At 65.0% G+C, this 18,977-nt stretch carries 16 protein-coding genes; 10 read left to right on the top strand and 6 right to left on the bottom strand.

Annotation, left to right across the window (positions count from 1 at the left end):
* Positions 1–319: 319 nt before the first annotated feature.
* Positions 320–4,978: a DUF7927 domain-containing protein gene (locus DZG09_RS00615; protein WP_162893068.1), complete on the top strand. Its 4,659-nt coding sequence runs from the start codon at positions 320–322 to the stop codon at positions 4,976–4,978.
* A gap of 17 nt (positions 4,979–4,995) precedes the next feature.
* On the opposite strand, the gene DZG09_RS00610 is transcribed toward DZG09_RS00615, so the two are convergent.
* Positions 4,996–5,769, bottom strand: coding sequence for a DNA-formamidopyrimidine glycosylase family protein (locus DZG09_RS00610; protein WP_119695820.1), 774 nt, complete (start codon positions 5,767–5,769; stop codon positions 4,996–4,998).
* A 225-nt stretch (positions 5,770–5,994) separates the two neighbouring features.
* The gene (locus DZG09_RS00605) at positions 5,995–6,303 is read right to left on the bottom strand and encodes an ankyrin repeat domain-containing protein (protein ID WP_119695819.1); all 309 of its coding nucleotides are present in this window, start codon (positions 6,301–6,303) and stop codon (positions 5,995–5,997) included.
* A gap of 368 nt (positions 6,304–6,671) precedes the next feature.
* Here DZG09_RS00605 and DZG09_RS00600 point away from each other — a divergent pair, with 368 nt between their 5' ends.
* The 3 genes from DZG09_RS00600 to DZG09_RS00590 all read left to right on the top strand — a co-directional run bounded on the left by DZG09_RS00600 (position 6,672) and on the right by DZG09_RS00590 (position 8,741).
* Positions 6,672–7,325 (top strand): DUF4287 domain-containing protein, encoded by a 654-nt coding sequence (locus DZG09_RS00600; RefSeq protein ID WP_162893067.1) that lies wholly within the window; start codon positions 6,672–6,674, stop codon positions 7,323–7,325.
* A 124-nt stretch (positions 7,326–7,449) separates the two neighbouring features.
* Positions 7,450–7,941: a GyrI-like domain-containing protein gene (locus DZG09_RS00595; protein ID WP_119695817.1), complete on the top strand. Its 492-nt coding sequence runs from the start codon at positions 7,450–7,452 to the stop codon at positions 7,939–7,941.
* Positions 7,938–8,741 (top strand): MerR family transcriptional regulator, encoded by an 804-nt coding sequence (locus tag DZG09_RS00590; protein ID WP_162893066.1) that lies wholly within the window; start codon positions 7,938–7,940, stop codon positions 8,739–8,741. Before DZG09_RS00595 ends, DZG09_RS00590 begins: the two co-directional genes overlap by 4 nt.
* Positions 8,742–8,918: 177 nt before the next feature.
* Here DZG09_RS00590 and DZG09_RS00585 read toward each other — a convergent pair whose 3' ends face one another.
* On the bottom strand, positions 8,919–9,857 hold the full coding sequence (locus DZG09_RS00585) for an aldo/keto reductase (protein WP_119695815.1): 939 nt from the start codon (positions 9,855–9,857) through the stop codon (positions 8,919–8,921).
* Positions 9,858–9,962: 105 nt separating this feature from the next.
* On the opposite strand from DZG09_RS00585, the gene DZG09_RS00580 reads away from it, so the two are divergent.
* Together DZG09_RS00580 and DZG09_RS00575 are read left to right on the top strand one after the other, a co-directional pair.
* Entirely contained in the window at positions 9,963–10,625 is a 663-nt protein-coding gene (locus DZG09_RS00580) for a helix-turn-helix transcriptional regulator (protein WP_119697295.1), read from the top strand.
* A 102-nt stretch (positions 10,626–10,727) separates the two neighbouring features.
* Complete coding sequence (locus tag DZG09_RS00575) at positions 10,728–11,144, top strand: DUF2255 family protein (RefSeq protein ID WP_119695814.1); 417 nt, start codon at positions 10,728–10,730, stop codon at positions 11,142–11,144.
* Between the two features lie 363 nt (positions 11,145–11,507).
* Here the strand turns inward: DZG09_RS00575 and DZG09_RS00570 are convergent, their stop codons facing one another.
* Positions 11,508–12,752, bottom strand: a complete 1,245-nt coding sequence (locus tag DZG09_RS00570; protein ID WP_119695813.1) for a Fic family protein — start codon at positions 12,750–12,752, stop codon at positions 11,508–11,510.
* Between the two features lie 259 nt (positions 12,753–13,011).
* Positions 13,012–14,052 carry a Fic family protein gene (locus tag DZG09_RS00565; protein WP_240423570.1) on the bottom strand — a complete coding sequence of 347 codons (1,041 nt, stop codon included), beginning with the start codon at positions 14,050–14,052 and terminating at the stop codon, positions 13,012–13,014.
* A 754-nt stretch (positions 14,053–14,806) separates the two neighbouring features.
* Here DZG09_RS00565 and DZG09_RS00560 point away from each other — a divergent pair.
* Genes DZG09_RS00560 through DZG09_RS00550 form a run of 3 tightly spaced genes read left to right on the top strand, consistent with a single transcriptional unit; the run spans position 14,807 to position 17,764 of the window.
* Positions 14,807–15,760: an ABC-three component system protein gene (locus DZG09_RS00560; RefSeq protein WP_119695811.1), complete on the top strand. Its 954-nt coding sequence runs from the start codon at positions 14,807–14,809 to the stop codon at positions 15,758–15,760.
* Complete coding sequence (locus tag DZG09_RS17040) at positions 15,645–15,986, top strand: ABC-three component system middle component 8 (RefSeq protein ID WP_420845863.1); 342 nt, start codon at positions 15,645–15,647, stop codon at positions 15,984–15,986. The genes DZG09_RS00560 and DZG09_RS17040 overlap by 116 nt, the downstream gene beginning before the upstream one ends.
* The gene (locus DZG09_RS00550; RefSeq protein WP_119695809.1) at positions 15,983–17,764 is read left to right on the top strand and encodes a DUF2326 domain-containing protein; all 1,782 of its coding nucleotides are present in this window, start codon (positions 15,983–15,985) and stop codon (positions 17,762–17,764) included. Before DZG09_RS17040 ends, DZG09_RS00550 begins: the two co-directional genes overlap by 4 nt.
* Before the next feature lie 117 nt (positions 17,765–17,881).
* On the opposite strand, the gene DZG09_RS00545 is transcribed toward DZG09_RS00550, so the two are convergent.
* Entirely contained in the window at positions 17,882–18,406 is a 525-nt protein-coding gene (locus DZG09_RS00545) for a hypothetical protein (protein ID WP_119695808.1), read from the bottom strand.
* Positions 18,407–18,557: 151 nt separating this feature from the next.
* Between DZG09_RS00545 and DZG09_RS00540 the strand changes: the two genes are divergently transcribed.
* Positions 18,558–18,956 (top strand): plasmid replication, integration and excision activator, encoded by a 399-nt coding sequence (locus DZG09_RS00540; RefSeq protein ID WP_119695807.1) that lies wholly within the window; start codon positions 18,558–18,560, stop codon positions 18,954–18,956.
* Positions 18,957–18,977: the final 21 nt, after the last annotated feature.

The following is an 18,977-nucleotide window of genomic DNA, read 5'->3' as shown; positions in this document are numbered from 1 at the left end:
GTGCGAGATTGCTGAAAGGTGTCGCGTGACCTCCTGTATGGCCCCGACAGGGGTCCGACGTTCGGCTGAAGCACGTCCTCCGTGATGTCGTCGCGTCTTCGTGTGCGCGGCGCTCAACCGATCACGTCGACCCCTTTCAGGGGTCATATTCACTCGAGGTCTCGCCGAAATCTCGGTTCTGACCTATAAACGTGGGTGGAGCGCACCGTGGGGGGAGGCTTCTGGTGGGGAAGTGCCGTCTTCCGATGGGTCTGCCTCGCCGCAGAGAGTGCGCGGCGCGAGTCGTCGCACGAAGATTTGACTTGTGAGGAGTCCGTTCGTGGACACACACCGCAGACCCGCCCGCGAAGCGTTGGTGCGCAGAGGCAGATTGTTCCTCACGTTCCTGGCGACATTCGCCGTGCTCTGGATGCTGCTTCCGGGCAACGCTGCGCCGGCGTATGCCGCCGGCGGCACTCTGAACCTGACGCTGGAGTCAGTGGATCCGTCGGTTCAGTCAGGGCAGGGCGCCAGCTTCCGCATCCAGTGGAGCTGTTCCGGCGCCGGATCGTGCGACAACGGCCGCATCGAGGTGCCCGTGCCTGCCGCGCAGGCCGACTCGGACGCGTTCCCCGATGGCATTCCTCTCAGCGTCACGAGCCAGAGCGGAGTATCGGGCGGAACAGCGAGCATCGAGGGAACCGCCCCGAACCAGGTGCTGGTGTGGAACCTGCCCGACGTCGTCTCCACCGGCGCATCCGGAACACTGACGTTCACCCTGCTGCCGCCCAACTCGGTGACGCCGGACGGCGCCACGATCACCCCGATCGGGACATTCACTGCGGACGGCGCGACGACGGTGACCGCGAACGAGGACGGGGAAGAGCAGACCGTCGTCGAGTCGAGCGTCTCGCTCAAGACGGTCAAGACGCGAACCTTCCCGACGGATGTGCCGTACGTGGACCAGCAGGTGACGTACCGCCTGCTGGTCGGGTACGAATCGCAGTTCGGAACGAGCACCACGCAGTACGCGAAGCGTATGCGCGATGTCTGCGAGGCTCCCGGCGTTCAGGCGCTCGAGAACCTGCGGCTCGTCGACACACTCGAGCCCGGCGCGGAGTTCGTGTCGGCGACCCTGGGCGGAATCTACGATGCGGGGTCCCACACGGTCGTCTGGGACCTCGGCTCGTCCATCAGTGACACCGCGCCCTACGGGTGCAGGCTCACGGGCGGTCACGTCGAATGGAACGCCCCTGAGGTGACCGTGCGCTATCCGTCGCCCGACTTCGAGGCTGACCCGAGCACGACAGCCGTGACCAACTCCGTCGTCGTGACGGCCAACCCGTGGGGACAGCCGGACGTCCCTCTCACCTCGGACTCGTCGACGTCCCACGGTCTTCGCGAGGGCACTCCCGGCGCCAGCGTCGGCAAGGGGCCGGGATACGACTGGGCTATCGGGGCGCCGCTGTACCGAGGGATCCCGACGGCGCACGGAACGATCTACAACCTGCACGGCTCATCGACGGACACCAGGCCTGCTCGCTGGCAGTTCACGGACATGATGCCCTGTGCGCTGACGTCTCCGACGAACGCCGATGACACTGACTGCGCGGAGCCGGCGTTCATCGACCTGAACTTCTCGACCGATCGATACCTCGCCGAGATCGAGCTCGCATGGACGACCAACGCCGGAACGACCGGCGTGTGCATCCTGCCAGCGGGCACATCGATGAACGACTACACCAAGCGCTACTGCGCCGGCAGCACGAGCAGCGAGCCGGCACCGGGGGTGCCCGCCGGTGAGTGGATCACCAAGATCGAGGTCGATACGGACATCCCCGCGTTCGGCGGCGGGCGCGTCTACATCCACGGCACCCCGCACCCGGATCTGACGACAGACAACGTCGACACCGAGTACGTGAACCCGGATCTCGACGTCGAACGGACGGACGAGCACCCGAACTACGTGACGGTTGAGAACTGCCCGATCACCAACACCATCACGTTCGAGAGCGGGCAGGTCTGGAACCCGGCGCAGCCTCAGCTCAGGAGCGACAACGGAGGCATCTGCGGCTACCGCCAGGTGATGACGGAGCCGGTCAGCCTCCGCCCGATCAAGACGATGTACGACCCGGCGCTGCCCGGCACGCCTCCGGCGGTGCCCGCTGTTCAGCCCGGCGGCTCGCTGACGGTCGATCTGGCGATCCGTCGATCGAACATGGGCCCGAGCAGTCTGTACGGCGAGTGGACCTTCACTCCTACGGTCACCGAGTACCTGCCGACCAACCTCGTGTTCGACCCCGACTCGCTCCAGGTTCTTCCGCAGACCAACAACACACCGAGCAATGATCTCGTCACTCGACTCGGCGAGCCCGAGGTCGACATCAGCACCGTCACCGTCGGCGGTGAGCAGCGGCAGAAGGTCACCATCACATTCCCTGATGCCGACATCGATCCCGGAATGCAGCTCGGCAGTCCGGGTGCGCTGGTTCGCTTCGAGGTCCAGGTGAAGGACGGCGTCCCCGCCGGCACCTACACGAACGACTACCTTCTGACCGCCGCGGAGGCCGGCCCCGACATCTCGGAGACCTATCTGCTCTGCCCGACCGGAACCATGGTCGATGTAGATCTGAACCCGACGACGGATCGGAGTGCCGCGATCGGATGCCTGGCCACAGCCAGCTACACAGTGCTCCCTACGCCCGGGGCGAGTATCGAGAAGACCGTGCAGGGGGCCTACGATGAGGAACGGGTGGCCGCTCCCGGCATCGGCGCCACATCGATCGGCGGCGAAGCCGAGTACGCGCTCGACGTGCGGAACTCCGGATCGGTCGATATCCGAAACGTCGTCGTGTACGACATCCTGCCGCGCATCGATGACACGCTGACGCTGCCCGGTGCGGCTGGCGAGCCGCGTGACTCGGAGTTCCCCGTGACCCTCACGGGCCCGATCACCACGCCTGCCGGAGCGACCGTGCAGTATTCGACGAGCGAGAACCCGTGCCGCGGGGACCTCGCCGGAACCGGCGGCGGCGCGATCGACAGCGCACCCGCAGACTGCGACGACGACTGGTCGGTCGCTCCCCCTGCAGCCGACTACTCGCAGGTGACGGCCATCAGAGTCGACTTCGGAAGCCGCGAGTTCGCGTCGGGAGAGTCCGAGCAGATCATCCTGAACGTGCAGACCACGGCGACCGAGGGCGCGCTCGACGGCGTGGCGTGGAACAACGCCGCGATCGTCGCCCGTGAAGCCTCCTCGGACCGCTCGACCCTGCCGATCGAGCAGACCCCCGTCGGCCTGCAGATGCTCCCCGACCTGACCTGGTCGAAGACCGACCAGGCGACGAACGACGTGCTCGGTGGGTCGGAGTGGTCGCTCGACGTCGCTGACGGAAACGACGCGACCGGGTTCCCGATGGGGATCGTCGACTGCACCGAGGCGCCGTGCGACGGCCCCGACCAGGACCCGGCCGTCGGCGAGTTCCGGCTGAACGGCGTCCCCTGGGGCGAGTACCTGCTCACGGAGGTGACCGCTCCCGATGGATACGTGCTCCTCGAGGATCCCATCGAAGTCAGCATGACCTCGGACGGAATCGACGAGGACGCCCTTGCCATCGATCTCGGCGGTATCCAGAACCGGCTGCAGCAGGGCGACTGGTCGCTGTCGAAGACCTCCGACCCGGCATCGGGTTCGGTCGTCGCACCGGGTGACACCATCACGTACACGCTCACTGCGGCGAACGATTCGGAGTTCCCCGCGCGGAACGTCGTGGTGACGGATGATCTGGGCGATGTGCTGGACGACGCGGAGTTCGGCGAGTTCGTCGACGACGACGGCGGGAACGCCGTTCGCGATGGCGACATGATCACCTGGAATGCGGGCACTCTTGCTGCGGGTGAGACTCGGACGGTCTCCTACGCTGTCACGGTGAACGACGACGCCAAGGGGATCACGCTCCGCAACGTCGTCACGGGTGAGGGCGATGTCCCGCCGACCGAGTGCTCTGTGGAGGATCCGTGCGAGACCACGCACGAGACGCCGGCTGAGTGGTCGTTGTCGAAGACCTCCGACCCGGCATCGGGTTCGGTCGTCGCGCCAGGTGACACCATCACCTACACGCTCACCGCCGAGAACTCCAGCAAGGGCGCTGTCGACGATGTCGTGGTGACGGATGATCTGGGCGATGTGCTGGACGACGCGGAGTTCGGCGAGTTCGTCGACGACGACGGCGGGAACGCCGTTCGCGATGGCAACATGATCACCTGGAACGTGGGCACTCTTGCTGCGGGTGAGACTCGGACGGTCTCCTACGTTGTCTCGGTGAACGACGATGCCAAGGGAGTGACGCTCCGCAACGTAGCCACGGGTGAGGGTGAACAGCCTCCGACCGAGTGCACCGTCGAGGATCCGTGCGAGACCACGCACGAGACGCCGGCTGAGTGGTCGCTGTCGAAGACCTCCGACCCGGCATCGGGCAGCGAGGTGAAGCCAGGAGACACGGTCACCTACACGCTGACAGCGGTCAACGCCTCGGCTGAGGCGGTCGACGCAGTCGTGGTGACCGATGATCTCAGCGACGTGTTGAGCAGCGCGGAGTTCGGTGAGTTCGTCGACGACGACGGCGGGAACGCCGTTCGCGATGGCAATACGATCACCTGGAACGTGGGCACTCTTGCTGCGGGTGAGACCCGCACGGTCTCCTACGCTGTCACGGTGAACGACGATGCCAATGGGATCACGCTCCGCAACGTCGTCACGGGTGAGGGCGATGTCCCGCCGAATGACTGCACCGTCGAGGATCCGTGTGAGACCACGCACGAGACGCCGAAGCCCCCGGTCGGTTCGGATAACTCCGGCGATGATGGCTCGCTGGCCGTCACGGGCGGAACCGTCCTGCTGCCGCTCGGCGCGTTCGGGCTGGTGCTTCTCCTCGCGGGCGCGGTAGCGCTCGTCCGGTCGCGACACCTCAAGCGCGACAGCGCCGGACGAACCGTGTAGGGCGGCGCGGTCGCACGTCACCACTGGCAGGCGGGACACCAGAACACGCGGCGCTGCGCATCGGGCTGGGCGCCGAGTGCGATCTCCTCGATCGGCGTCGCGCAGCGCCGGCACGGACGGCCGGTGCGGTTGTAGACCCAGTGACTGCGACCGCGCCGGGCGTCGCCGGTGAAGCTCCGCATGGGCAGGACGAGGTTGCTCCGGATGGCGCGGGCGCCGAGGTCGACGAGCGGCGCGATGTCGACGGCGGTCATCGGGGTACGGGGGTCGATGCCGCGCAGGAACAGCAGCTCGTTGGCGTACTCGTTGCCGAAACCGGCGACGCTGCGCTGGTCGAGCAGCGCGACGTGCGCTGGGCGAGGGTCCTTGCCCAGCAGGCGGGCGGCCTCATCCGGATCCCACGCCTCGCCGAGCGGGTCGGGGCCGAGGCGGTCGGTGATCTCGTGCTCGCGTTCGCGGGGGAGGAGCTCGACGACGCCGAGGTCGAAGCCGATCGTGCTGTGCGTCGCCGTATCGAGAACTGCTCTGGCCCGGAAGCCCGGCCGTCGCCAGCGCTCTCCCGTCCGGTACACGTGCCACTCGCCCTCCATCTTGAGGTGCGTGTGCACAACGGCGCTCCCGATCCGGTGCAGGATGTGTTTGCCGACGGCACGGACGCTCTCGACGCGCTCTCCGCGGAGGTCGGCGGTCGCGACGCGGGGCACGCGCAGTTCGAATCGCGTGAGCACGCTACCCGCGAGAACGGCGTGCAGCGTCCGCGCGGCGCGATGCGCGCTGTCGCCCTCCGGCATGGTGGCTCCCTCCCCGGCTTAGCATAGGGCGGCACGAACAGGCCAGGGTTCGTCGATGAGCCAGGTGTCTTGGATGTGACGGGTGCCCGGATCGCACGCGGCACCGGAGCATGTCCCTCAACTTCGACGGGCGAACGCGACTCGCGATCGAGAGCTCTCGGCGCGGCCACGTCGTTGTGAAGACGGTCTGCCTGTCAGGCCGCCGGCGCATCCGGAGCCGTCTGGTCAGATGCGCTCGGAATCGTAGGCGGGGAAGTCTGCGCGCGGGACGGCTCCAGCATGCAGGAGGGTGCCGACCACGTCGTCGTATCCCTTCGCCGCGGCCGCGGCGACCGGTGTGAGTCCGTTCGGGTTGGGTGATTTCACGTCGGCGCCGCGGGCGACGAGCCCGCGGACGAGGCCGCTATGGCCATGCCGCGCGGCGAGCAGGACGAGCGATTCGCCGTGCTCGTTGGTGCTGTTGACGTTGTAGCCGTCGTCGATCTCCTGGAGGAGGACGGTATCGCCGGTGCGCGCAAAGGTGAACAGGTCCATGCCATGAGTATCCGCCTGTTGACCGCCGGATGCACATAACGATCGGATGCAGCCGGTGCCCGTTCTCTGACCGCTCGAGTTCTTCAAGTCTCCGGCTTTTCCTCAGCTGCCTGCAGAAGAGAAGCCGGAGACTTGAAGAGTCGGCTTGTGCCGCCCGCCTCTTGTGCCGCGCTTCGCCGTGCGCCTACCCTGAACACAGGGCGGCGCGTTCCGCCCGACCTCCGACCCGGTGCTCGCGCCTCCGGGGCCGCTTCGGCGGCGGAGGCAAAGGGGATCTCGAATGCTCGACGTGTGGAACATCGACGACCGTGGGCGATGCGGTGTGCCGGGCGCGAGCCGGTGACGGCGTCGCGGAACACGGAGTGATGATGACCACGCAGGAGAGTTTCAAGAAGCGCATTCGAGCACGGATGGCCAAGACCGGCGAGCGGTACAGCGCCGCGCGCCGGGCGCTCATCGAACAGACGCAGGGCCCTGCCGCCTGGGTGTCGCAACCCGAGGCGAGCGAGGAGGCCATCCGGAAGAACACCGGTCGCGGCTGGGACGAATGGGTCGCGCTCGTCGACGCCGGTCCGGGGCGCGATGCCGGGCACACCGCGATCGCGACGTGGGTGCGCGACGAGCACGGCGTCGGGTCGTGGTGGGCGCAGAGCGTGACGGTCGGCTACGAGCGCATCACCGGCATCCGGCTGCCGGGCGAGATGACGGACGGCACGTTCACGGTGAGCCGCACCCGCATGCTCGATCTCGATGCCGCCGATCTCCGGGCGGCGCTCCTCGACCACGACCGTCGGGGCGAGCTGATTCCGGATGTCGCCACGACGCTGCGCTCGAAGCCCACGGCGAAGAGCCTTCGCTTCGACGCGGTGCATGACGGCGAGTCGGTGGGCATCGTGGCCTTCGCGCTCGACCCTGCGAAAGACAGGGTCCGGCTGACGGTGACGCACGAGAAGCTGCCGACGCCGGATGACGGCGAGCAGTGGAAGGCGCGCTGGGCGGACTGGCTCGCGGAACTGGGGTGAGGGCGGTCATCCGACCTCCGTCGTATGCGGCAGACGGGAACCGGTGCTTGACTCTGCCCCTGGGGCAGAGCGTGTGCTGGGTTCTGGCCCTCCCGAGAGGCGGGAGGCGACCAGGAGGAAGACGATGACGACATTCGCCGTTGAGCAGCGTGCCGAGCGCCCGTGGGTCGGGGTCCGGATGACCGGTGAGCTCGCGCACTGGGACCGCGTGAACGCACACGTGCCGAAGCTCTATGCGGCGCTCGCCGCAGCTGGCGGGATCCCGGAGGGCGGCCCGATCTATCAGTACCACCGCCTGAAGACCGCGGCAGACCCGATGGACATCACCGTGTCCGTACCCGTGCCCGCCTGCATGGAGATCGGCGACGGGTTCGAGACCGGCATCATCCCGTCGGGCCGCTATCTCGTCGCGCGCCCCGCGGGCGGACCGGACGTGCTCGGCACGGTGCACGGAGAGATGTGGCAGTGGGCGGCCGTGCAGGGACTGGAGCTCGCCGTCGACGAGCGCGCCGACGGAATCCACTGGCGCGGACGCACTGAACAGTTCCTCACCGACCCCGCGATGGAACCGGATCGCAGCAAGTGGGCTATCGAGGTTGCATACTTGCTGGCGTGACGGATGAGGCGAAGAGGCTGTCGATCGGCGAGTTCAGCCGGCTCACCTGGCTGTCTGCGAAAGCGCTGCGCCTGTACGAACGGCGCGGGCTGCTGACACCCGATCTCGTCGACGAGTACACCGGGTATCGCTACTACCTTTCCGCGCAGGCAGACCGCGCGCGCAGCATCGCGCTCCTGCGCAGGGCGGGCATGCCGCTCGAACGCATCGGGGCGGTGCTCGACTCGGCGGGCCGGGAGCGACGGTCGCTCCTGGCCGCCTATCGGGACGAGACCATCCGGGCGCACGAGCGCGCCGTGGCGCTGCTCGACGGTCTGGCGGACGACCTCACAGGCGAACGGACTCCGGATGTCGCGGCAGAGCTGGACGTGCGGGCCAGGCGCTCCCCGGCGGCCGCTTTCGTCTCCCGCACCGTGCGCACGACCGCGGCCGACCTTCCGACGCACATCGAGCGCTCCGCGGTCGCGCTGGCTCAGCGTGCGGGTGCGAGCGCCGAGAGATCGAGCCCGCTGGTCGTGGTGTATCACGGCGAAGTCAGTTGGGAATCGGACGGGCCCATCGAAGTGCGCGTCGCCGTCGCGGACCCGGCGAACGCAGACAGCACGGAACCTGCCGGATCGGAGCTCGTCGTCGACGTGCCCTACGGTGAAGTGCAGTTCCCCACGATCCTGCGCGCGTTCGACGCCGTGCGTGCCGCGGCCGACTGCGACGGCCGCCGGCCATCCGGGTCGCCTCGCGAGATCTATCGCGACGGCGACCCGTTCCGATGCGAGGTCGCGCAGCGCTTCGTGGCGGGGTAGGCGCGAACCTGCGCCGTCCGGCGCTGATTCCGTCAGGAGCACAGCAGCGGGCCAGTGGGAATCCGCGAAGGCCGCGGCGCGGCCCCTGCCGACGCGGGAGACGAAGCGCCGCCGGCGCTGCAGGGACCGGACGGCTGCTCGCACTGAGCGCAGTCGCCGGCGATTCGACGGATGTGCTCAGCGTCGCGTGCGGTCGGTGACCCCGTCGAGCGCTGCGAGCTCCTCGTCCGTCAGTCGGACGGCACCGGCGGCGACGTTCTGCTCCAGGTGCGCGAGGTCGCCGGTTCCCGGGATCGCGAGCACGTTCTCGCCTTGGTGCAGGGTCCAGGCGAGGCGGATCTGCGTCGGCGTCGCGCCGTGGGAATCGGCCATAGCCGCCACGACGTCCGCTCCCGTCTCATCGGCCTCCGCACCGGGAACGGCGTTCGGCAGCGAGCGGCCCATCGAGAAGAACGGCACGAAGGCGACGCCGTACTCTCGGGCGAGGGCGAGCACGTCGTCGTCGTCGCGCTCAGTCAGGCCGTAGCGGTTCTGCACGCTCGCGATCGGTGCGGTCTCGAGCGCCTCGGCGAGCTGCTCGGCCGAGACGTTCGAGATGCCGATGCTGCGCAGCAGGCCGGCAGAGCGCAGGTCCGACAGAGCGCCGATGTGCTCGGCGACGGAACCGGATTCCTTGCCCATGCCCGATCCCCAGCGCAGGTTCACCAGTCCCATCGAATCGACGCCGAGCTGGCGGATGTTCTCTTCGACCTGTTCGCGCAGCTGATCCGGTCGCCCGTACGGCTCGAATTCGAATGTCCCGGACCGGGGTCGTGCGGGGCCGACCTTCGTGGCGATCAGCACGTCATCCGGGTACGGATGCAGCGCGGTGCCGATGATCTCGTTGGCGGAGCGGGTCGGAACGAAGTAGAAGGCGGCAGTGTCGATGTGGTTGACGCCGAGCTCGACGGCCCTGCGCACGACGGCGATCGCGGCGTCGCGGTCGCGGGGCCTCTCGTCCCACGGCATGCCGGTCAGGCGCATCGCGCCGAAGCCGATCCGATTGACGGTGAGGTCGCCGATGGTCCAGGTGCCGGAGTCGCGGGCGGTGATGGTGGGTGCGTTCTGTGCGGTCATGCCGATACTCTGCTCGCAAGCGCGCGGGAATCTCTCCGTCTGGCAGGTTGTTGCCACCGGATGCCGGGGCGCGCGGGCCGCGAGCAGAGTGGAGGCATGCAGACCATGACGCGAACCGGAGATGCCGTCACCGTCGTGCACGGCGAGCAGGAAGTCTTCCGCCGCACGGCGCACCTGTTCGAATCGGCCACGGAGATCACCTGTGCCGCGAACGATCTCGCTGGCTGGGGGTGGCGCCATGGCACCTCTGGGGGCAACGCGTTCGGCCACGCCCCGTCGCGCGATTCGCGAGTGCGCAAGCTGTACCGCAGCAGTGCGCTGCTCGAACCCGGCTGGGATCAGCGGATGTCCGTCATCCGGGGGGTGCCGGGCGAGGTCGATGTGCGCGTGACGACCGAAGAGCTGGGCGAGACCATCATCCTCGACGGACGCGTGGCGATCCTCGCCGGCGGACGACGCTCGGGGGAGCGCACCTACAGCATCCTGACCCTGGCCGACACGGTGCAGGGCGTGCAGTCGCTGTTCGAATCGGCGTGGCGCTCGTCCACCGATCTCGACGCCTACGACGCGGAGGTGGCGGACATCCGGATGCTGGCGCCTCGCGTGCTCGATCTGCTCAGCGAGGGCGTGAAGGACGAGACGGCGGCACGCACGCTCGGGATGAGCGTGCGCACCTATCGCCGCAGAGTCGCCGAGCTGATGGCGGCGCTCGGTGCGGAGTCGCGGTTCCAAGCGGGTTCGCGGGCGCGCGAACTCGGTCTCGTCTGACGCGGGCGTGACGGGACGGGGCGTTCGGCGCAGGTGGCCTTGGGGCGTGCCCGATTGTCGCTGCCCGCGGCCAACCCCGTGATTGCGCGGTAGCGTCGTGCTATGGCCTTCGAACACCTGGTGAAGCTGCTGGATGAGACGGATGTCGTCGCGATCGTGACGACGCGGAAGAACGGCGAACGGGCGGCGACGGCGATCTGGTCGATGGTCGTGGACGGCGTGCCGTACGTGCGATCGGCCTTCGGCAAGGGCTCATGGTGGTATCGCCATGTCGCTGCGGGGCGGCCGGTGTCGTTCGTGGATGGCGACGGCAGCATCGCCGAGACCGACCGCATCGCCGCGCTCGATCTGCCGCGCGTGGACGTCTCACTCGTCGAGGTGCCGGTCGACGCGGAGGTTCAGCCCGCGATCGACGCCGAAGTCGAGCGCAAGTACGCCGCGGCACCGACGAGAGACATTCGCGCCACGGTCAGTGCCGAGGCGCGTTCCTGCACTTTCCGCGTGGAGCCTGCGGCGTAGTCCGAACCATCTGCCGGCGTCGCTCGAAGTGGAACGTCTCATCGGATAGTCACAGACCCCAGGGCACGGGCCAAGCTCACTCGTGCGGTGGACGTTGTGGACGATGTGATCAAACGTCGTGATATCTCCGATCCGAGACGCCCTGCTGCGTTGCGGTGGCTGGGGTCCTTCGCCGGAAGTACAGCTTCCGGGGCTCTAGGCTCGATCGTCGCTAGCCTTGCAACGAAGCTCCTTGATGGACTCGCCTCTTGACGAACTGTCGTTCGATGCGGGCACGCTCATCGTCGCCGTGCGATTGCTCCGCTCTCTCGCAGCTGGTGAATCTCCCGGCGCTGGACTTGCAGGTGCCAGGCTCGTCATGCGTCAGAGGTGAGAAGGTTCCTCGTTGGTCTCATGACGAAGTGGATCATTCGAGAGCGGTACGCGTCCGGGGGGTGCGGTGACAGCGAGAAAGATGTCGTCGGCGATGAACTGGCGCCCATAGTTGCCGTATGGACCTGACAGTATCCCAAGATCGACAAGCTTCTGGATCGCTGGTGATACAGCCTGAGGGGTTCGGCCGAACCGGTCACTCATGAGTGACACGGTTATGACTTGGTCCCCGATCAGCGCGTCAACGATGTCGCGGATGACGCCACGCGCTCCCGCTCCTTGAAGAACCTGTACGTAGCGTGCCTGAACGGCGAGCATCCGATTCACACGATGGGCTACGTCCTCGGCCGACGCGGCTACACCTTCTGCGAAGAACGTGATCCACGGGTTCCAATCACCAGTGGCTGAGACGTGCGCGAGGTGCTCCTGGTAGGTAGCGCGTCTCGCCTCAAGCCAAGGTGAGACGCTGACCAGGGGCTCGCCGACAAGGCCGTCAGTCATGAACTGCAACACGACCATGAGGCGACCGATGCGCCCGTTGCCGTCGTTGAATGGATGGAGCGTCTCGAACTGGTAGTGGGCCATCGCGGCGGCAACGATGGGATCGCGTGCCGCATCGCGCCGGTTGATCCACTGCGTGAGGTCTTGAACCGCTACTCCTAGGGGTACACCCGGAGGCATCGGAACAAATCGAGCATCCTCAACGGCGCCGGTCGGGCTCCCGATCGCGACCTGTGATGTGCGCATTCGCCCGGCCTGCTCAGTGTCGGCATCGGTGCCGCGAACGAGGATGGCGTGCACCGTCTCTAGAAGACCGACGTTCACGGTGCGTCCTTGTTCGATCGCGCCATACGCCAGGGTGGCGGCCTCGATGTAGTTGAGGACTTCTTGGAGCTCTTTGCTGCGGGCGCTGATCTCGGTTGCGTCGGAAGCCAAGACCTGCTCAAGGGGGGCGAACGTTCCTTCGAGCGCGGACGTGCTCTGCGCCTCGCGTCGGAGCGTAGGACGGAGGAATAGCCGTGGGTTGGGGACTTGGCGTGAGGCCTGGTCGAGTCGTGCGAGTGCACGACTGGCTCGAGTGACTTCATGCCAGGTGGAACTCTCGAGTTGCGGTTCGTCAGTCAGTGGATCTGCGACGTAGGCGAAGTGTTCGAACGGACGGTTGAAGCGTCCATCGATGCCCGAGATCGGAGTGAGCGAGCCTAGCGGGCTGGTTCCGAAGCGTTCGATGTCCACAATGTAAGTCTAGACGGATCTGCCTACATTGTGGACGCGGGATTGAAAGTGAACGGTCGAGTCGGTGAGGGTATTGAAAGTTGGTGCAGGTTCGCCGATAGGTCAGGTCCATGACTGTAAGTCTGATCCCGTGGATCTTCAGGAGCGTCGGCGGAAGCGGCGCCGAGGAGTGCCCGGACCGCAGGCGCGGCGCTTCCTTCCGCGCTGCCGGCCGGAGGTCGGCCTTGAACGAGTAGGGAAAATTCTCACAGCTTGGCTGTCAGGCCTTTTCTCGTCGGCCGGCGCGTTCAGCGAACCTGTCGACGGCGCCGAGCACTTCGTCGCTCCTCCAGAACGGGCCGAGTTGGTGTTCGGATTTGGACTTGAGGATGCCGGCATCGACGAGTGCCTGGAGGGGTGGGTAGACGTTGGGTTGTTTGACGCCGAGTTCCGCGGCGGCGGTCGCCGACGCCAGCACCGGGCACCTCAGGATGATGTCCAGCAGTCGCCAGGCGTTGCTCGATTTACGGGCGTGCAGGCGGTCGTTCCATGTCTGCCTGATCTCGTCCAGCTCGGCCACCAGCTCACGGGCGTTGGTCACGGCACGGAGAGACGCATTCGCGAACGATCGTGTGATGGGGGAGACATCCCCTGTGCGGTATGCGGTGAGGGCGCGGTGATATCCCTCGACATCGGCGAGCAGACCCGCGGAAACCGGCACGGCGACGTTCCGAGTTATGCCGCGGTGACGCAACATCGCCTGAGCCAGGGCGCGACCGGTGCGTCCGTTGCCATCGCTGAAGGGGTGGATGGTCTCGAACTGGGCGTGTGCGACCGCTACCGCGACCAAAGTCTGAATGTCGGTGCGTTGCGCGAACGTCAGAACGTCGTCGATGAGCGCGGGCACGCGCTCGTGGCGCGGTGCGACGAACTCGGCCCCAAACGGGGAGTCGGATCGGGTTCCGATCCAGACTGCTTCGTCTCGGAACCTTCCTGGAGTGTGCCGGGGCTGATCCGCGAGGAGTTCTGCGTGCATGGCGAGGACGGTGGGTGTCGAAAGATCTTGCGCCAGCTCCAGGGCAGTGTTCATCGCACGAGTGTTGGCGGCGATCTCGGTGGCGTTGCGGCTTCGCTTTGCGCCGAGTTCGGCACTGAAGATGGCGCGTGCGCTCGCAGTGAGGTTTTCGATCTGTGATGAGGAGGCGGCCTCGGAGCGTAGGAGCACAGGGGCGAACGTGGCGATTCGATGGCCAAGTTCGGCATCAAATCGGCCCAGTTCGTGTGTGGCTTCCGTGGCGAGCGCGGCGGCTTCACGATCCACGGTCGGCCACGAGTCCGCGATCAGCGCCGGGACCGCTGCGCGGTAGCGCCGAGGCGGGAGCGCCGACGAACGCACCTGCGCGGACGGCTTCCACTCAAGCTCTTCCGTTCCTACCAGCGGCCAGGCGTGACCGAAGTCTGATGCACCGTCGGCGGGTGTCTTATTCATAGGGACAACCTTCCGATCTTATGAGTAACCACGATAGTCATAAGAACAGAGTAGGGCGATTATGATCGCTCGCGCGCAGGCTCGCCTGGCGATCAAGAGATGCACGACGCGGACGCGCGGATGTCTGAACCTGGCGCTCGTCGTCTCAGCCGGGAGAATGGCAGGGGTCAAGGTCTGAAGCCCTGCTTGGCGAAGTCGCTCCGGGGTGCGCCGTGCGATACTGCGTCCGGTTGTGTGTGCTCATCGACGGACGCAGAGGCCTCTGCTTCGTGCGCTGACGGGCAGGATTCACCGTGTCGAGACGAGGGAGGGGGAGAGATCCCCGGAAAATCGAAGAAACCCCCGCGATGTAGAAGCTACGCGGGGGTTCCAGTGGCTCCGACCGGCGTCGATCCGGTGACCTTTCGATTTTCAGTTGGATGCGGTGGGCTAGCGAGTGCTCGTTGGTCGCCGTTTGCCGCGTGATTCCGCGGATGCTGTCTTGGTTGTTCGCGGCTGAACTGGGGTAGTTTCAGTGGAGCTACCGGCACAGAACCGGCACTCGGCCTTGCCGAGCCAGGTCGGTGCTTGCCCGTAGCATAGACGCATGTCTTACCCGTTCGAGGATCTTCACGAGGACCAGTTCGAGCGCCTCGTCGTAGAGTGCGCACGTTACCTCTTCGGGGCCGGTGTTCAGGAGTTCGCGAAGGGCCCCGACGGCGGCCGCGATGCGCGCTTTCATGGTGTGGCGGAACGGTTCCCCAGCACAGCCGGTCCCTGGAAGGGGATCACTGTGATTCAGGCTAAGCATACCAACGCGCTCAATGCTCACTTCGCTGAGGGGTCCTTCAGTGGGGCGAAAAAGAGTTCGGTTCTTTCTGAAGAGATCGGGCGAATCAAGGCTCTCGTAGACGCAAACGAGTGTGACAATTACCTGTTGGTTTCCAACCGTCGACTCGGCGGGCGAACTGCGCCCTTGATCATGCAACGCATTTCAAGTGGTTCTGGGCTCGCCATGGACAAGATAAGCCTGATCGGAGTCGAAAGGCTTGCATCACTCCTCCGCGAAAAGCGTGAGGTAGTAGCTCTCGCGGGGATCACATTCCCGGCGGGATCTCTGCTGGTGTCGAGCTATGAGATCGCCGAGATCATCCTTGCTGTTGGCGCTGGCCTCGCCGACAACCAGCTTGCGACCGAACTCGGTGTGACACCCCGTGTTTCATATTCAGAGAAGAATCGGGCAAATTATGTTAGCGCCGACTTTGCTCAGCAATTGAGTGACCGCTACCTTTCATATACTCCTGCCATTGATGCCTTCCTCGCCGATCCTATGAACGCGGATCTCAAAGAGCACTATGACACCGCCGTAGAGGAGTTTCAGTTCAAGGTTCTTGCGGCATTCGACGAGCATAAGTCTTTTGATCGAATATTCAACTTGCTCGTGGATGCTCTCGTGCGTCGGGATGGAATATTGGCGAGCAACAAAAAAAGCCTGCGGGCGCTGCTCTTCTATATGTACTGGCATTGCGATATTGGGAAGACTGTCCATGTTGGTGCCTAGTAAGCACGCTCACCCCGATCATACGGTCCTTAATGCCGCAGCTGCCGCGTTGAGACTGCTGCGTCGTGCCGGCGTTGTGACGTACGACGAATTGTATGAGGCAGTGCAAAAGGCTACAAAGAGAGCGGATTACCTGCTAATCCCTGCAGTCGATCTTCTGTATCTAGTCGGCTTGGTTAACTACTTGCCAAAAGCGGACGCATTCGAGCTTATGGAGAGATCATGAGGATTACTCGCCTCTATTCGAACAAGCCGGACATCTTTGAGCCTATCGAGTTTAATCGAAGGATCTCTGTGATCGTCGCGGAAATACACGCGCCCGACGTCCGTGATATCGACACGCACAACCTGGGTAAGACCAAGCTTGGCGAACTGATCGACTTCTGTCTCCTCAAAGGGAAGTCGAACAGTCAGTTTCTGTTCAAGGTTCCGGCGTTCGATACCTTCACCTTCTTCCTTGAGTTGGAAGTCGAAGGTCGCGGATTCGTAACGGTGGCGAGACCGGTAAACCCTGGATCTCGTATCTCGATTCTTCGCAGTGAGCACTCGATCCTGGATGCTCAGTCCATTCCAGCCGAGGCCTGGGATCAGCAAGGTTTAGCGTTCGAACGCGCCCGCAAGATGCTGGATGGGATCCTCGGCTGGGATGCCCTGGCGCCGTGGGAGTACCGAAAGCTTGTTGGGTATTTGATCCGCACGCAACAGGACTACCAGGATGTGTTTCAGCTGGGCAAGTTCTCGGGCAAGCATCAGGACTGGAAGCCGTTTGTAGCGCACCTGCTTGGCTTGGAATCGACCAGGGTGCGAGCGCTTTACGACAAACGGGCGGATGTTGAGGCGCTAAAGGGGCAGTTGGACACACTCGTGGCGGAGTGGGGCGGCCATGACGATTCGGCTTCTCTTGATGGTCTCATCGCTTTGAAGAAGGAATCGCTGGCCGAACGTTCCGCTGCCCTCGACACCTTCAATTTTGACGCGGAGGACGCTCGAGTTTCGGAACTGCTCGCGGAAGACATTGAGCAACGCATTCTTCGTGTGAATGAGGAGCGCTACGAGCTTCAGCAGCTGCTGGCACGGATAGACACGTCGCTCGCGGAACGAAACATCACGGTGAAACCAAGGCAGATCGAAACGCTGTTTGCAGAGGCAGGCGTTGTTCTTGGCGAGCAGGTTGTCCGTTCTTTCGACGAGTTGGTCGCTTTCAACAGAGCGATCACGGCTGAACGACGCGAGGCGCTCCAGGAGCAAGCTACCCGCGCGGAGTCGCGGATGGGTGTTCTGAGCGGTGAACTGGCGGACCTAAATGAGCAGCGATCCCGCGCGCTAGCCTTCCTGCAGGAGTCGGCATCGCTTGAGAAATACAAGGAGCTTAGCTCCGATGTCTCGAAGCTAAGCTCTGAACTCGCGGTGCTTGAAGCTCGACGTGAATCGGCGGCACGACTTATCAACCTGCGGCGCGAACATCGTGAAGCGGTGGAGGAGCTTGGACGTATTGAGAGTCAGGTCGAGGCTGACCTTGTCAATGTGAGTGGTGACTCCTCGAGTAGGTTCGCTGTGCTGCGTTCCTACTTCAACGAGGTGGTGGCGTACGTGACGGGTCAGAGTGCCATCCTTACTGTACGTATGAATGGGGCCGGAGGCCTGGACTTCGCAGCCGAGTTCGTCGGTGAATCAGGCACTGCGACGGGTGGTGACCAGGGCACGACCTATAAGAAGCTTCTTTGTATCGCTTTCGATCTTGCGATGCTCAGGTCATTCATCGATGTTCCCTTCGCGCGCTTCGTCTACCACGATGGCGCACTTGAGCAGCTGGAGCCCAGGAAGAGGGAGAAGCTGCTAGAGGTGTTCCGACAGTATGCGGAGCATGGGGTTCAGATCGCGTTTTCCGCGCTCGACAGTGACTTTCCCGGAGCAGTTGAAGATTTCCTTGATGCTGACGATATTGTCGTTACTCTTCACGACGACGGAGATGACGGTCGGCTTTTCAAGATGCCGGCGTGGTGAGTTTGCGAAGCGGCAGACGAGGAGCGCCCGGACCGCAGCGTAGCGAGGACCGGACGCACCGCAGTGCGCGGCTTCGCGCCGGCCGCTAGGCCGGCCTTGAACGAGTAGAGAAAGTCCTCACAGCTCCGGCCTCGCGCGTGCGATGTCTGCGACCGCTGGCCATGGCTTGAACTTCGGGTCGGCCTGCGCGGCGGTCATGGTGGCGTCAAGTGGGCCCGAGAGTCCCCACAGGTCGTCGAACCCGAGCGCCCGCACGCCTCGTCGGATGGCGTCGAGGTCCGGCGATGGGGAGAGTAGCGCTTCGATCGCCTCGATGGTCTTCGGTGTGTAGCGCTTGGCGAACGACTGTGTGATCGTCCCCTGCATCGCTGCAAGCTCCCCGATAGGGGGCTTTGGCTGATGGAACTTGTGGGTGTAGGCGTTGAACACGCTGCGGTAGTCGCGCGTGGCCCGGTCCGCGGCTTCCGCGGCGGCGGACATCGTTCGGAACGCCGCGTCGTGGTTCTGAGGCGTCGGTGAATCCACTGGCCCCGTATCCATGGCGGCCGCGGCGGCGGACGCCTTCTCCTTGAGACGCTGCAGCACGCCAATGACAGGTGGGGGCACCGTGCCCCACTCCGGCAGCTGAGAGATCTCGCTCATTGGTGCGTCTCCATGGGAACAGCTTACTTGCGGGCGGCGACACTGACAGAGACGGGAAGTTCGTCGAAGAAATAAAAAGGTTGACTATGCGAGCCATAGGTGTCATGCTTGCCATGTGAGCGAAACGCTCATTAACTGAGAGGAATGAGTAATGGCACTGCAGACAGCGATCCCGGTCGACTTCGACGCGTACTTCCCCCGCGGCGCGTTCATGGTGGGCGAGGTCGAGCCCGTGGCGAAGTGGTCGGACGACGGCAAGCGTGAGGGGCAGGATCTCGACAAGAACACCGGGCATCCGCTCTGGCAGGTCCGCGTCATCGATGCCGACCCAGACGCCCGCAAGGGACAGAACGAGGTCTCCGTCAAGATCTCGAGCGTCACCGAGCCGCAGGCGCCCCCGGAGGCGCACGGTCTCCCATTCCGGCCGATCGTGTTCGATGGGCTCTCCGTCACTCCCTACGTGAAGGAGACCGGCGGTCGTCCTCGCGTCGCGTTCTCACTGCGTGCTCGAGAGATGAAGGCTGCTCCCAAGACTCGCGGCGGTGAGTGATGAGCGGGTCATGGAGCAAGG

The sequence above is a fragment of the Microbacterium halotolerans genome (assembly GCF_003569805.1).
Classification (GTDB): Bacteria; Actinomycetota; Actinomycetes; order Actinomycetales; family Microbacteriaceae; genus Microbacterium; species Microbacterium halotolerans.
Note: the sequence above shows the minus strand (reverse complement) of the source record. Positions and strands in the feature narration are given on the sequence as shown.